Genomic DNA, 15,329 nt, shown 5'->3' with positions numbered 1-15,329 from the left:
TCCTTAGAGCTGTCCCACGGACGTCACACGGACGATCGCGCGTCCCTCCTCGTCGGAGGCGGCGAGATCCACCTCCGCGCTGATGCCCCAGTCATGGTCGCCGTTCGGGTCGGCGAAGGTCTGCCGGACGCGCCACAGGCCGTGCGCCGCGTCCTCCTCGATCGACAGGAGCTTCGGCCCGCGCGCGTCCGGACCCGTCCCCAGGTCGTCGTACTCGTCCCAGTACGCGTCCATCGCCTCGCCCCAGGCGTCCGCGTCCCAGCCGGACTCGGCGTCCATCTCGCCCAGCGCGTCCACGTTGTCCAGGGCCGCCAGCTCCACCCGGCGGAACATCGCGTTGCGCACCAGGACGCGGAACGCGCGGGCGTTCGCGGTGACCGGCTTGACCTGGTCGGCCTTCTCCTGCGCCTCCTCGGCCGTCTCGATCTCCGGGTTCGCCAGCTGCTCCCACTCGTCGAGCAGGGAGGAGTCCACCTGGCGCACCATCTCGCCCAGCCAGGCGATCAGGTCCTCCAGGTCCTCGGTCTTCAGGTCGTCCGGGATCGTGTGGTCCAGCGCCTTGTACGCGCTCGCGAGATAGCGCAGCACGATGCCCTCGGTCCGCGCCAGCTCGTACCAGGAGGTGAACTCCGTGAAGGTCAGCGCCCGTTCGTACATGTCGCGGATGACCGACTTCGGCGAGACCGGGTGGTCGCCCACCCACGGGTGGGACTTCCGGTACACGTCGTACGCATGCCAGAGCAGCTCCTCCAGCGGCTTCGGGTACGAGATCTCCTGGAGCCGCTCCATGCGCTCCTCGTACTCGACGCCGTCCGCCTTCATCCGCCCGACCGCCTCGCCGCGCGCCTTGTTCTGCATGGCGGCGAGGATCTGACGCGGGTCGTCCAGGGTCGACTCGACGACCGACACCATGTCCAGGGCGTACGACGGCGACTCCGGGTCGAGGAGGTCGAACGCGGCGAGCGCGAACGTCGACAGCGGCTGGTTGAGCGCGAAGTCCTGCTGGAGGTCGACGGTCAGCCGGATGGTGCGGCCCTCGGCGTCCGGGGTGTCCAGCTGCTCCACCACGCCGCCGTCGAGGAGCGAGCGGTAGATCGCGATGGCCCGGCGGATGTGCCGCAGCTGCGCCTTGCGCGGCTCGTGGTTGTCCTCCAGGAGCTTGCGCATCGCCTCGAACGCGTTGCCCGGGCGGGCGATCACCGACAACAGCATGATGTTGGTGACCTTGAAGCGCGAGGTCAGCGGCTCCGGCTCGGAGTCGATCAGCTTCTCGAAGGTGGTGTCGCTCCAGGCGACGAAACCCTCCGGGGCCTTCTTGCGCACCACCTTGCGCCGCTTCTTCGGGTCGTCGCCCGCCTTGGCGAGCGCCTTCTCGTTCTCGATGACGTGCTCGGGTGCCTGAGCGACCACGAAACCGGCGGTGTCGAAGCCCGCCCGGCCGGCCCGGCCGGCGATCTGGTGGAACTCCCGCGCCCGCAGCGTGCGCACGCGGTTGCCGTCGTACTTCGTCAGCGCCGTGAACAGCACCGTACGGATGGGCACGTTGACACCGACGCCGAGCGTGTCCGTGCCGCAGATCACCTTGAGCAGACCCGCCTGTGCCAGCTTCTCCACCAGACGGCGGTACTTCGGCAGCATCCCCGCGTGGTGCACGCCGATGCCGTGCCGGACGAAGCGCGAGAGGTTCTGGCCGAACTTCGTGGTGAAGCGGAAGTTGCCGATCAGCTCGGCGATCTTGTCCTTCTCCTCGCGGGAGCACATGTTGATGCTCATCAGCGACTGCGCCCGCTCGACGGCCTGCGCCTGCGTGAAGTGGACGATGTAGACCGGGGCCTGCTTGGTCTCCAGGAGCTCGGTCAGGGTGTCGGTGATCGGCGTCAGCCGGTACTCGTACGAGAGCGGCACCGGCCGCGTCGCGGAACGGACCACCGAGGTCGGACGGCCCGTGCGCCGGGTCAGGTCCTTCTCGAACATCGACACGTCGCCGAGCGTCGCCGACATGAGCACGAACTGGGCCTGGGGGAGTTCCAGGAGCGGGATCTGCCAGGCCCAGCCGCGGTCCTGCTCCGCGTAGAAGTGGAACTCGTCCATCACGACCTGGCCGATGTCGGCGTACGTGCCGTCCCGCAGCGCGATGGACGCCAGCACCTCGGCCGTACAGCAGATGATGGGCGCGTCCGCGTTCACCGAGGCGTCGCCGGTCAGCATGCCGACGTTCTCGGTGCCGAACAGCTTGCACAGGTCGAAGAACTTCTCCGACACCAGCGCCTTGATCGGCGCGGTGTAGAACGTCACCTGGTCATTGGCCAGCGCGGTGAAGTGCGCACCCGCCGCCACCAGCGACTTTCCCGAACCGGTCGGGGTGGACAAGATCACGTTCGCACCCGAGACGACCTCGATCAGCGCCTCTTCCTGGGCCGGGTAGAGCGTGATGCCGCGGCCCTCCGCCCATGAGGAGAAGGCCTCGAAGAGGGCGTCGGGGTCGGCGTTCGGCGGCAGCTGATCGATAAGGGTCACGCCCCCATCTTGCCTGGATTCCCGCCGGATGAGGGAACCGGCCACCCGCGCGAAGATCACGGACGATACGCTTCCTTGTCGACCGGTCGTCAACTGGGCGCCGGCGCGGGAGGAATGGGGCGGGGACGAGCATGATGGGACCGGCGCACTCGCTGTCCGGAGCGGCGGCCTGGCTGGGCGTCGGAGCGGCGGCGGCCGCCGCCGGGTCCCCGATGCCCTGGCCGGTGGTCGTCGTCGGGGCGCTCATCTGCGCGGGCGCGGCCCTCGCCCCCGACCTGGACCACAAGTCCGCGACCATCTCGCGCGCCTTCGGTCCGATCTCCCGGGGCCTGTGCGAGATCGTCGACAAGCTCTCGTACGCCGTCTACAAGGCGACCCGCTCCACGGCCGACCCTCGGAGGTCGGGCGGTCACCGCACGCTCACCCACACCTGGCTCTGGGCTGTGCTCATCGGCGCCGGAGCCTCGGCGCTGGCGGTCTTCGGCGGTCGCTGGGCGGTCCTCGCGATCCTCTTCGTCCATGTCGTGCTCGCGGTGGAGGGCCTGCTGTGGCGGGCCGCCCGGATGTCCAGCGACGTCCTCGTGTGGCTCCTCGGCGCCACCAGCGCCTGGATCCTCGCGGGCGTCCTGGACCAGCCGGGCAACGGCGCGGACTGGCTCTTCACCGCCCCCGGGCAGGAGTACCTCTGGCTGGGCCTGCCGATCGTCCTCGGCGCCCTCGTCCACGACATCGGCGACGCGCTGACGGTCTCCGGCTGCCCGATCCTGTGGCCGATCCCGGTGGGCCGCAAGCGGTGGTACCCGGTCGGACCGCCGAAGGGGATGCGCTTCCGCGCGGGCAGCTGGGTCGAGCTGAAGGTCCTGATGCCGGCGTTCATGCTGCTCGGCGGGGTGGGCGGGGCCTCGGCGCTCGGCTTCTTCTGACGGGTGCGGGGGAGGGGACCGCCCCTGCCCCGGCCTTCGGCCCTGCCCGCCTCGGGCTGCCGCGCTCCGGCCCGTCGCGGCCATGTCAGCGCACGTGCCTGTCCCGGCCCTGTCGGTGCAGGCGCTCGTCCTGCCCCTGTCGGGGCACGCGCCCGTCCCGCCCCTGTCAGGGCGCGCGCGGACGGGTCCCGGCCCGGGCGCCCGCGGGGACGCCCCGGCCAGGACGGGCCACGGCCGGTCAGCCGTGCCAGGACCGCCACAGCGCCGCGTACGCTCCGTCCGCCGCCACCAGTTCGTCGTGGCTGCCCAGTTCGCTGATCCTGCCCTCCTCGACCACCGCGATCACGTCCGCGTCGTGCGCGGTGTGCAGGCGGTGGGCGATGGCGACGACCGTGCGGCCGTCCAGCACCCGGGCAAGCGAGCGCTCCAGATGGCGGGCCGCGCGCGGGTCGAGCAGCGAGGTCGCCTCGTCGAGGACCAGGGTGTGCGGGTCCGCGAGGACCAGCCGGGCCAGCGCGATCTGCTGGGCCTGGGCCGGGGTGAGCACGAGCCCGCCCGAGCCGACCTCGGTGTCCAGGCCCTCGGCGAGCGCCCGCGCCCATCCGTCCGCGTCGACCGCGCCGAGCGCCGCCCACAGCTCCCCGTCCTCCGCACCCGTGCGGGCGAGCAGCAGATTGTCGCGCAGGGAGCCCACGAAGACGTGGTGCTCCTGGTTGACCAGGGCCACGTGCTCGCGCACGCGCTCCGCGGGCATCTTCGCCAGCTCGGCGGAGCCGAGCGTGACCGAACCCGTCCGCGGGCCGTAGATCCCGGCGAGCAGCCGCCCCAGCGTCGACTTGCCCGCGCCGGACGGGCCGACGAGGGCGAGGCGGGTGCCCGGGGCGACGTCCATCGACACCCGGTGCAGCACATCGACTCCCTCGCGGTAGCCGAAGCGCACCTCGTCCGCCCGGACGTCCCGGCCGTCGGGGCGCAGGGCGTCGTCCCCGGCGTCCGGCTCGATGTCCCGGACGCCGACGAGCCGGGCCAGCGAGACCTGGGCGACCTGCAGCTCGTCGTACCAGCGCAGGATGATCCCGACCGGTTCGACCAGCATCTGGGCGAGCAGCGCCCCCGTGGTGAGCTGCCCGACGTCGATCCAGCCGCGCAGGACGAACACGCCGCCGAGCATCAGGACGCCCGCGAGGACGAGGGTGTGCGTGAGGTTCACAACCGGGAAGAGCACCGATCGCAGGAAGAGGGTGTACCGCTCCCACGCGGTCCACTCGGCGATCCGGCGGTCGGAGAGGGTGACCCGGCGGGCGCCGAGGCGGTGCGCCTCGACCGTCCGGCCCGCGTCGACGGTCTCGGCGAGCGCCCCCGCGACGGCCGCGTACCCGGCGGCCTCCGAGCGGTAGGCCGCAGGCGCCCGCCTGAAGTACCAGCGGCAGCCCACGATCAGCAGCGGCGCGGCGATCACCAGGGCGAGGGCGAGCGGTGGCGCGGTCACGGCGAGCCCGCCGATCAGCAGACCCGCCCACACCACTCCGACGGCGAGCTGGGGGACGGCCTCGCGCATCGCGTTGGCCAGCCGGTCGATGTCCGTGGTGATCCGGGACAGCAGGTCGCCGGTGCCGGCCCGCTCCAGCACTCCCGGCGGCAGCCCCACCGACCGGACGAGGAAGTCCTCGCGCAGGTCCGCCAGCATCTCCTCGCCGAGCATGGCGCCGCGCAGCCGCACGAGCCGCACGAACGAGGTCTGGACGAGCAGGGCGAGCGCGAACAGGGTCACGGTGGTGCCCAGCTGGAGTTCGCGCGCTCCCTCGGAGAGCCGCTCGACGAGCGAGCCGAGCAGGTACGGTCCCACCATCGACGCGGTCACCGCGATCGCGTTGACGCCGACGAGCAGGGCGAACGCCCCTCGGTGGCGGCTCAGCAGATCGCGTACGTAGGCGCGTACGGTCGCGGTCGTGCCGACGGGCAGGGTCGTCGCCGACGTCGGGGCAGCCGGGTCGTACGCCGGTGGCGCCAGGCCGATCATGCCGACTCTCCTTCCAGCTCTGCTCCGAGCTTCGATGCGAGCTCTGCTTCCCTCGCGCGGTCTTCTCCGACGCCGTCGCCGGCCCCGTCGTCCCGGGCCTCGTCGTCGGTGTCGCGCGTGACCACGGCCCGGTAGCGCGGCTCGGTGCGCAGCAGTTCGCGGTGCGTGCCGACGGCCACGACCTCGCCGTCGTGGACGAGGGCCACCCGGTCGGCCCGGTCGAGCAGCAGCGGAGACGAGGCGAGGACCACGGTCGTGCGGCCCTCGCGCAGCGCCCTCACCCCGGCGGCGACGCGGGCCTCGGTGTGCGAGTCGACCGCGGATGTCGGCTCGTCGAGGACCAGCACCTCCGGGTCCGTGACCAGGGACCGGGCCAGCGCCAGACGCTGACGCTGGCCGCCGGAGAGCGACCGGCCGCGTTCCGTGATCCGGGCCCTCATCGGGTCGCCCCCGGTGTCCACGGACGCCTGCGCCAGCGCGTCGAGGACGTCCCCGCACCGCGCCGCGGCCAGGGCGTCCTCAGCGCCGACCGCGCCGGACGCGGGCACGTCGAGCAGCTCGTGGAGCGTGCCGGAGAGCAGGACCGGATCCTTGTCCTGGACGAGCACGGCGGTTCGCGCCGCGTCCAGGTCCAGTTCGTCGAGCGGCACCCCGCCGAGAAGGACCGAGGTGTGCCCCTCGCCCGCCTCCGTGGGGTGGCCGCCGAGCCGGTCCGCGAGCCGTCCGGCCGCGTCCGGGTCCCCGCAGACGACCGCGGTGAGCAGTCCGGCGGGGGCGAGCAGCCCGGTGACCGGGTCGTACAGATCGCCCGTCGCCCCGCCGTGGCCCTCCGCCGTCGTGGTGGTGGTCCGCGCCAGTGACAGCACCCTGGCCGCGCGCTTGGCTGACGGCCGGGAGAAGGAGTAGGCCATGGCGATCTCCTCCACGTGGCGCAGAGGATGCAGCATCAGCGCCACCGCACTGTAGACGGTGACCAGTTGGCCGACGGCGATCCGGCCGTCGAGCGCGAGCCTCGCCCCGTACGCCAGCACGCCCACCATGAGCAGACCCGGGAGCAGGACCTGGACGGCGGCGATCAGGGCCCACATCCGCGCGCTGCGGACGGCGGCGCGCCTGACCTCCTGGGAAGCGGTGCGGTAGCGGGCGAGGAACAGCTCCTCGCCCCCGATGCCGCGCAGGACCCGCAGCCCGGCCACGGTGTCCGAGGCCAGCTCGGTGGCCTTGCCCGCCTTCTCGCGCTGTACGTCGGCACGACGGGTGGCGCGGGGGAGCAGCGGCAGCACCGCGAGGGCGAGCACCGGCAGGCCGATGGCGACCAGGACACCGAGCGCGGGCTGATAGACCACGAGGCCCACGCAGACCAGGACCATCGTGAGCGCGGCCGCGGCGAAGCGGGAGAGGGCCTCGACGAACCACCCGATCTTCTCGACGTCGGAGGTGGAGACCGCCACGACCTCGCCCGCGGCGACCCGACGGGTGAGGACCGCGCCGAGTTCGGCGGTCTTGCGGGAGAGCAGTTGCTGGACGCGCGCGGCGGCGGTGATCCAGTTGGTGACGGCCGTGCGGTGCAGCATCATGTCGCCGACCGCGATGGCCGCCCCCAGCACGGCGAGCAGGCCACCCGCGAGCGCCAGCCGTCCGCCGTCGCGGTCCACGACCGCCTGCACGGCGAGGCCGACGGCGACGGACAGCCCGGCGATGCCGAGTTGCAGCAGCAGACCCCACAGGAGGGAGGCGACCTGTCCGCCGAGCTGGTTGCGGCCGAGCCAGAAGAGGAACCGCGTGCCCGAACGGACATCGGGGACGCCTGGATCGGCATACGGTAGTTCGCGAATCTTCATGTCGTCCCAGGGTCTTCCGTCGCTTCGCCGAGTGGCGCAAACCGTGCAAGGTTCGCGCTGCCCGACCCCCCGCGGCAATCGATTTTCTCGCGGGGACGCACAGAACGCGCCACGGTCGAACGACGCCCCCTGGACGCCTCGGGCACCCCGCGCTTCACTCGCGACCCATGAGACATCAGAAGATCATGAGCATGATCGGTGGGCTCGTCCTGGCGGCCGGCGCGCTGCTCGCCGCGCCTCCGGCCGTCGCGGCCACCCCGTCCGATCCGCCTCCCGCCGAGTTCGGCAGCGACTGGCACGACCCGCTGACCGCGGCGCCGCCCGTGGCCAAGCCCCCGACCCGCTCCTGCGAGGTCCTGCTGGCCGCGGCCAGTTTCCGCGACTTCACCCCGTACCAGGGGAGTTACGCGCCTCCGAAGGAGTGCGGCAGCCGCTGGAGCAAGATCGTCCTGCGTCTCGAAGGAGAGGTGAAGGGGCGTCAGTACGACCGCCTCGGCCACCTCGCCGTGGGCGGGGTGGAGATCCTCCGCACCTCCACCCCGCAGCCCTCGCCCGACGGCATCGGCTGGTCGGTGGAGAAGGACGTCACCCGCTACCGCGACACTCTCGCTCGCCCCCAGTCGGTCGAGATGCTCATCGGCAATGTCGTGAACGAGACGTACACCGGCGTCATCGACGTCCGGGTCACGCTCACCTTCTTCACCGCCAAGGGCGCGGTGCGGCCGCCGGCGGACACGCCCGAACGGGTGCTGCCGCTCGGTTCCGCCGGCCTGACCACCCCGCGCAACACCGAGCGCATCCTCGCCGAGGTGTACGCCACCGGCTCGGGCGGCGGCTGCGAGGAGTACTGGTACCTGACCGTTCCCGACGCGGCCCCGTACTCCTGCAAGGCGACGGACGGGCCGTACCGCGAGGTCAGGATCTCCGTCGACGGACGGACCGCGGGCATCGCCGCACCGTTTCCGACGGTGTGGACGGGCGGTTGGTCCAACCCCTTCCTCTGGTACGTCACCCCCGGCCCGCGCGCGTTCGACATCCAGCCGATCGTCTACGACCTGACCCCCTTCGCGGGCCTCCTCAACGACGGCCGTGCCCACCGGGTGGAAGTGTCGGTCCTGGGCGTCCCCGCCGGGCGGACCGGCTGGAGCACCCCCACCAACATCCTGCTCTGGCAGGACGAGGGCCGTGCCGTGGTCACCGGCGGGCTCGACCGCCACGAGGAGACCGCGCCGCGCAACTCCTCGGTGCACACGCCCGGTTCGGAGCACCGCCTGGACACCGAGGGCGGGCACGCGCTGACCGTCGCCGGCCATCTGAACACCTCGCACGGCCGCGTGGACACCACCGTCGCCCGGACCCTCGCGCACACCTCCGTGCACCGATGGGCCGAGGGCGAGAACCCGGACGCGCTCACCGCGCGGTGGACCGACGACGAGATGGTGACCGTCGGACGCACCAGCACCCGCACCCACCGCGTGTACACCATGGACGGAGAGACGACGATCGGCGCGGGCGATCGTCTGCGGACCGTGCTGGCGCTCGGGGACCGTGCCCACACCGAGGTCGTCCGGGGCGGCGAGCGGCTCTCCTGGTCGCGCCTCGACCACGGTTACGCCGGCGACGCCACCTACACCACCGGAGTCCCCCGCGATCAGCGGCACGCGGTCGGGGCGACGACCGACCACTACCGGCTCCACGGCTCCGACGGCTGCTACGACCGGCGGGTGAAGACGGTGCAGGGGATCGTCACGGAGGATCGTTCGCGCTGTTGAGCGGCGTACGGGGGTCCGGTGACGGCCCGGTTTGGAGCAAGATCCAAGATTTGGACGGGTGAGGCATCGGGTCTTTTGTGGAATGCACGGCTCCGACATAGTGGCGCGCACTGCGGAAGTTTGTTTCCGCATGACAGAAGTCCGCTACGGAGGAGTGCCCGTGCCGCACGCCGCCCCACCAGTACCGCCCGCGCCGTCCCTCGCGCGCCGCGCAGCCCGTCTGCTGCGCACCTCGCTCTTCGCGCAGGTCGCCTGCGCGCTCCTGCTCGGAATCCTCGTCGGGCGGCTGTGGCCCGAGGCCGCATCGGCCGCCCAGCCGCTCGGCGAGGGATTCATCCGCCTCATCAAGGCGATGATCGCCCCGCTCGTCTTCTGCGTGGTCGTCGCCGGCATCACCAAGGCGGGGGATCTCAAAGCCTTCGGCCGCATCGGGATCAAGGCCCTCGTCTGGTTCGAGATCGCCACCACCGTCGCCCTTGTCTTCGGTCTGCTCGCCGGCAACCTCTTCGCGCCCGGCACGGGGATGAACATCGACCCGGCCACCCTCGACGCCTCCGCCGTCGACGCCAAGACCGGTGGCGGGGAGCTCCCCTCGACCTCGGAGTTCCTGCTGCACTCGTTGCCCGACAGCGCGGTCGGTGCCTTCGCCGAGAACTCCCTGCTCCAGGTGCTCGTCCTGTCCTGCCTGGTCGGCGCCGCCCTGCTGCACCTCGGCCAGAGCAAGGTGCCGGCCATCCTGCCCGCCATCGAGCAGGCCCAGGAAGTCGTCTTCGCCGTCGTCGGTTTCCTCATGAAGCTCGCCCCGCTCGCGGTCTTCGGGGCCACGGCCCACCTGGTCGGCGAGTACGGGCTCGGCGCCCTCTCCACCTACGGCAAGCTCATCGCCGTCTGTTACGGCGTGGCGCTGCTCTTCCTGGTCGCGCTGGCGCTCGCCCTCAAGGCGCTCACCGGGATCAGCCTCTGGAAGTTCGTCCGCTACACCCGGGAGGAAATGCTCCTCGCGCTGGGTACCGCGTCCAGCGAGACCGTGATGCCGCGCATGATGCAGAAGCTGCGCGCCGCCGGCTGCCGCGACGACGCGGTGGGCCTGGTGCTGCCCACGGGCTACTCCTTCAACCTCGACGGAGCCTCGATCTACCTCTCCGTCGGCACCCTCTTCATCGCCCAGGCCGTCGGGGTGGACCTCGGCATCGGCCAGCAGATCACCGTCGTCCTCGTCCTGATGCTCACCAGCAAGGGCATGGCGGGCGTGCCGGGTTCGGCGTTCCTCGCCCTCTCGGCGACCGCGGCCGCCCTGGGCGTCATCCCGGTCGCGGCCGTGGCCCTGCTCCTCGGCGTCGACCGGATCATGGACGCGATGCGCGTCGCCACGAACCTGCTCGGCAACTGCGTGGCCGTGTTCGTGGTCTCCCGCTGGGAGGGAGCGCTGGACCGCGTGACCGCGAAGGCCGTGCTGAACGGCGAGATCCCCTTCGTACCGGAACAGGCCGACGAGAGCACGACGGACGGACGGTCCACGGACGACGCGGAGCGGTCCACGGACGCCGCCGGGCGATCCACGGACGACGCGGAGCCGTCCTCGGACGCCGCCGGGCGATCCGGAGGAGCGGCTCGACAGCCCGCGAGGTGAGCTCCCGCGGGGCCCCGGACCACGCCGGTCCGGGGCCCTCGTCGCACGGCACGACGAAGCACTACGTGACCGGCTTGGCCGAGTCCACGCCCGAACGGGCCTTCTTCCACTCGCCGCGGGTGAAGTCCGGGATCGGCAGCGGCATGCCCTTGGCCTTGATGGAGGCGTGGCTGAGCGGTACCGGTGCCGTCCAGGTCGCCGCGTCGTACACGTCGAAGTCGGGGACGAGACCCAGCTGCATGCACTGCATCAGCCGGAAGGTCATGATGTAGTCCATGCCGCCGTGGCCGCCCGGCGGATTCGCGTGCTCCTTCCAGAGCCAGTGGTCGAACTCCGTCGCGTACTCCGCGAAGTCGCCCCACTGGTGGCCCTTGTGGTCCGGCTCCACATAGATCCGGGCCGGAAAGTCCTCGAACACGCCCAGGGTCCCGCCCAGGCTGTTGATCCGGCTGTACGGGTGCGGCGTCGAGACGTCGTGCTCCAGCCGGATCACCCGGCCCTTCTCCGTCTGGACCAGGCTGACGGTCCGGTCGGCCCCGATGTACGACTCCTTCCAGCTCGGGTCGCCCGGCGGCATCTCCTTGGCCCGGTACTCGGCGAGACCGAGCGCGGGCGTGCCGAAGCTGCTGATGCTGACCGCCCGGTCGCCCCGGTTGACGTCCATGTAATTGGCGACCGGACCGAAACCGTGGTTCGGATAGAGGTCGCCCCGCAGCTTGGTGTGCCAGATCCGGCGCCACGGACCCTCGTAATACGTGGGGGAGAACATCAGCTCGCGCAGATCGTGGTTGTACGCCCCCGCTCCGTGCAGCAGCTCCCCGAACTTGCCCGCGTGGGCCATCCGCAGGACCCGCATCTCGTTACGGCCGTAACAGCAGTTCTCCAGCTGCATGCAGTGGCGCCGTGTCTGCTCGGAGAGGTCGACCAGCTCCCACAGGTCCGGGAGCGTCATCGCGACCGGACACTCGACGCCGACGTGCTTGCCGTTGAGCATCGCCGACCGCGCCATCGCGAGGTGCAGCTCCCAGGGCGTCGCCACATAGACGAAGTCCAGGTCGGACCGCTCGCAGAGGTTCTCGTAATCGTGCTCGCCGTTCGTGTAGAGACCGGGGGAGGGCTGACCGGCGGCGACCACCTTGGCGGCGGCGCGCTCCGCCTTCTCCCGGACCGGGTCGCAGATCGCGACCACCCGCACCCACGGGAGCGCGAGGAACAGGTCGATCATGCTGCCACCCCGGTTGCCGAGGCCGACGATGCCGACCCGGACCGTGGAGCGGCCTTCGAAGGGGACCCCGGCCATGGTGGCGCCTCTGCGCCGGGGCGCGCGGGCGGCCTCCTCGGTGGTTGCCGCGGCGGCCGCGACGGCCTCGGGCGAGGCGGCCTCGGCGTGGCCGGCGCCCAGGGCGCCGAGGCCGATGCCCGCTCCCGCGACCCCGGCCGTGGTCCGCAGGACGGAGCGGCGGCTCGGCGGCTGCGGTGCGTTGTCGTTCATGGAACCTCCAGTAGCTGTGTGCACGGCTGGCTCATGAATCCCGCTCAGGACCCTGGCCGTTGAGACTGGTGGTACGCAAGGGCGCGGATTGGACTCTTGCGACGGGTAGTTGGACTCTTCCATTCCGCATGGCCGCGTCATGCGGACGACGAGGGCCACTCACCCACATGGGGCAAGGACCCTCGTCCTGTCGCGTGGGCCTCACGGACGCGTCGCGCGCTCCAGGGCCAGGAGCACGTGCTCGTAGCTCCGGCCGGTCGCCCGGTCCATGCCGATCTCGCACATCCGGTTCGCCGACAGATGTGCGTCGAAGGGGCGCGCCGTGACCTCGGCCGCCTCCCGCGCGGTGGCCGAGGCCGTCAGCTCCGGATGGAGCATCCCCCGGTCGCCGGCGAAGGCGCAGCAGCCCGCCTCCTCGGGGACCACGACCTCCTCGGCACAGGCCCGGGCCAGCGCCGTCAGCCGCTCCTCGTCGCCCAGATGCCGCATGGAGCACGTCGGATGCACCACCGCGGAGCCCACGGCGCGCCGTACGTCGAGCCGTGGCAGCAGCTCGTCCGCCGCCCACACCAGGGAGTCGAGGACCGTCAGCTCGGCATGCAACTCGCGGTTCTCGTCGGTGAGATGGGGCACGACCTCATGGGCGATCCCGAGCGTGCACGACGAGGCGTCGACGACGAGGGGCAGCCGCCCGCCCGCCGTCCAGCCCCAGGCCGCCTCCACGATCCGGTTGGCCATCACCTCGTTGCCGCGCTCGTACCCCTTGGAGTGCCAGATCGTCGCGCAGCACGTGCCGGACACGTCGTCCGGAATCCACACCGGTCGGCCCGCCCGAGCGGAGAGCGCGACCACGGCCTCCGGGAGCGAGGGGCCCGGCCGGCCCTCCGGCCCGCCGAAGATCCGGTTCACACAGGCCGGGAAGTAGATGGCGACGGCCGCCGGGCGGTGGGTCCTCGGGAGGCGTCGGGCCGCCGCGCCCGGAATCTCCGGCAGCCACTCCGGTACGAGATCGGGGCGGACCGCCTTGCGGGCCAGGCCGGTCGCCGACACCAGGAGACGGTCCCCGATCCGGTCGGCCGCGGCGACGGCGAGCCGCGCCGACGCCTCCACCGCGCGGAAGCTCCTGGCCGCGAGCGCCGCGACGAACTCCTCGCGAGGCGAGTGCCGTCGATGGCGGAAGTCCTTCATCATGGCCCCGGTGTCGATGCCGACGGGGCAGGCCAGCTTGCAGGTGGAGTCGCCGGCGCAGGTGTCCACGGCGTCGTAGCCGTACTCCTCCAGCAGACTCGCCTCCACCCGCGAGCCGTCGCTCTGCCGCATCATCTCCCTGCGCAGCACGATGCGTTGGCGCGGAGTGGTCGTCAGGTCGTGGCTGGGGCAGGTCGGTTCGCAGAAGCCGCATTCGATGCAGGGGTCGGCGACCGCCTCCACCCTCGGGATGGTCTTCAGTCCGCGGAGATGCGCCTGCGGGTCGCGGTCGAGGACGATCCTCGGGGCGAGCACCCCGTCCGGGTCGATGACCTCCTTCGTCCGCCACATCAGCGCCGTCGCCTTCGGCCCCCACTCCAGTTCGAGGAAGGGAGCGATGTTGCGGCCGGTGGCGTGCTCGGCCTTCAGGGAGCCGTCGAAGCGTTCCACGGTCAGCTTGCAGAACTCGTCCATGAAGGCGGCGTACCGCTCCACGTCCGCGGGGTCGCCGGCGTCGAAGGCGAGCAGGAAGTGCAGGTTGCCATGGGCGGCGTGACCGGCGACGGCCGCGTCGAATCCGTGCCGGGACTGCAGTTCCAGCAGTTCCGCGCAGGCCTCGGCGAGCCGGTCCGGCGGCACGGCGAAGTCCTCGGTGATCAGCGTCGTGCCCGAGGGGCGCGAGCCGCCCACGGCGGTCACGAACGCCTTGCGGGCCTTCCAGTACCCGGCGATCACTCCGGGGTCGCGGGTGAAGGCGTTGCTCACCGAGGCGACGGGCGCGACCAGTTCGAGGCCGTCGAGCACGGCTGCGGCCGCCCGCTCGTACGCCTCCCGCGCCGCCGCGTCCGGTGCGCGGAACTCCACGAGCAGCGCGGCCGTCTCCTTCGGCAGCCCGGCCCAGTCGGCCGGGACCCCGGCGACGCTGACCGAGGCACGCAGGGTGTTGCCGTCCATCAGCTCGACGGCGATCGCCCCGGCGTCGTTGAAGCGCGGCACGGCGGCGGCCGCGGCCGGCAGCGAGGGGAAGAACAGCAGGGCCGTCGAGACCTGGCGGTCGAGGGGAAGGGTGTCGAAGACGACCTCGGAGATGAAGCCGAACGTGCCCTCCGAGCCCACCATCAGTCCCCGCAGGATCTGCACCGGCGTGGCACCGTCGAGGAAGGCGTCAAGGCGGTACCCGTTGGTGTTCTTGATGGTGTACTTGGCACGGATGCGGGAGACCAGTTCCGGGTCCGCCTCGATCTCGGCCTTCAGCTGCATCAGCCCCGCGCACAGGCGCGGCTCGGCGCGCGCGAGTTCCGCGTCGGCGGCCGGATCGGCGGTGTCCACCACCGTGCCGCTCGGCAGGACGCAGGTCAGGGAGGCGACGGTCCGGTAGGAGTTCCGGGTCGTCCCCGCGGTCATGCCGGAGGCGTTGTTGGCGACGACCCCGCCGATCGTGCAGGCGACGGCGCTCGCCGGGTCGGGTCCGAGGACGCGGCCGTGCCGCGCGAGCGCCGCGTTGGCCCGGACGACCGTGGTGCCGGGGCGGATCCGGGCGCGGGCGCCGTCGTCGAGCACCTCGACGCCCGCCCAGTGCCGGCGCACGTCGACCAGGATGTCCTCACCCTGGGCCTGTCCGTTGAGGCTGGTCCCGGCCGCCCGGAACACCACCTCGCGGCCCTTGCCGTGCGCGTACGACAGGACCGCCGAGATGTCGTCGACGTCCTCCGCCACCACCACGACCTGCGGGACGAACCGGTAGGGACTGGCGTCGGAGGCGTACCGCACCAGGTCGGAGATCTTCGAGAGCACCTTGCCGGGGCCGAGGAGCGCGGTCAGCTCCTCCCGCAGGTGCCGGGGTGTGCCGCGGGACTGGAGATCGGGGACCCGGTCCGGGGCCGGGGTCCGCTTCGTGCCCGGCCGTAGGGCCTGCGGGTTCGGCTCCAGCAGTGGCATGTCACGGC

Annotated in this window: 8 protein-coding genes; 3 read left to right on the top strand and 5 right to left on the bottom strand. The window is 71.9% G+C overall.

The features are described from left to right. Positions 1 to 3: 3 nt before the first annotated feature. Positions 4 to 2,577 (bottom strand): DUF3516 domain-containing protein, encoded by a 2,574-nt coding sequence (locus AB0D99_RS05115; protein WP_362357058.1) that lies wholly within the window; start codon positions 2,575 to 2,577, stop codon positions 4 to 6. A 71-nt stretch (positions 2,578 to 2,648) separates the two neighbouring features. Between AB0D99_RS05115 and AB0D99_RS05110 the strand changes: the two genes are divergently transcribed. Continuing rightward, the gene (locus tag AB0D99_RS05110; protein WP_362357056.1) at positions 2,649 to 3,440 is read left to right on the top strand and encodes a metal-dependent hydrolase; all 792 of its coding nucleotides are present in this window, start codon (positions 2,649 to 2,651) and stop codon (positions 3,438 to 3,440) included. A gap of 238 nt (positions 3,441 to 3,678) precedes the next feature. Here the strand turns inward: AB0D99_RS05110 and AB0D99_RS05105 are convergent, their stop codons facing one another. Continuing rightward, a complete protein-coding gene (locus AB0D99_RS05105) occupies positions 3,679 to 5,460 on the bottom strand; it encodes an ABC transporter ATP-binding protein (RefSeq protein ID WP_362357054.1) in 1,782 nt (593 codons plus the stop codon). Continuing rightward, positions 5,457 to 7,301 (bottom strand): ABC transporter ATP-binding protein, encoded by a 1,845-nt coding sequence (locus AB0D99_RS05100; protein ID WP_362357052.1) that lies wholly within the window; start codon positions 7,299 to 7,301, stop codon positions 5,457 to 5,459. The genes AB0D99_RS05105 and AB0D99_RS05100 overlap by 4 nt, the downstream gene beginning before the upstream one ends. A gap of 167 nt (positions 7,302 to 7,468) precedes the next feature. On the opposite strand from AB0D99_RS05100, the gene AB0D99_RS05095 reads away from it, so the two are divergent. Next, complete coding sequence (locus AB0D99_RS05095; protein WP_362357050.1) at positions 7,469 to 9,073, top strand: peptide-N4-asparagine amidase; 1,605 nt, start codon at positions 7,469 to 7,471, stop codon at positions 9,071 to 9,073. 220 nt (positions 9,074 to 9,293) lie between these two features. Then, the gene (locus AB0D99_RS05090; RefSeq protein ID WP_362357224.1) at positions 9,294 to 10,703 is read left to right on the top strand and encodes a cation:dicarboxylase symporter family transporter; all 1,410 of its coding nucleotides are present in this window, start codon (positions 9,294 to 9,296) and stop codon (positions 10,701 to 10,703) included. 61 nt (positions 10,704 to 10,764) lie between these two features. Here the strand turns inward: AB0D99_RS05090 and AB0D99_RS05085 are convergent, their stop codons facing one another. Then, complete coding sequence (locus tag AB0D99_RS05085) at positions 10,765 to 12,195, bottom strand: Gfo/Idh/MocA family oxidoreductase (protein WP_362357048.1); 1,431 nt, start codon at positions 12,193 to 12,195, stop codon at positions 10,765 to 10,767. A 201-nt stretch (positions 12,196 to 12,396) separates the two neighbouring features. Continuing rightward, positions 12,397 to 15,321: an FAD-binding and (Fe-S)-binding domain-containing protein gene (locus AB0D99_RS05080; RefSeq protein WP_362357046.1), complete on the bottom strand. Its 2,925-nt coding sequence runs from the start codon at positions 15,319 to 15,321 to the stop codon at positions 12,397 to 12,399. Positions 15,322 to 15,329: the final 8 nt, after the last annotated feature.

Source organism: Streptomyces sp. NPDC047971, assembly GCF_040653355.1.
Classification (GTDB): domain Bacteria; phylum Actinomycetota; class Actinomycetes; order Streptomycetales; family Streptomycetaceae; genus Streptomyces.
Note: the sequence above shows the minus strand (reverse complement) of the source record. Positions and strands in the feature narration are given on the sequence as shown.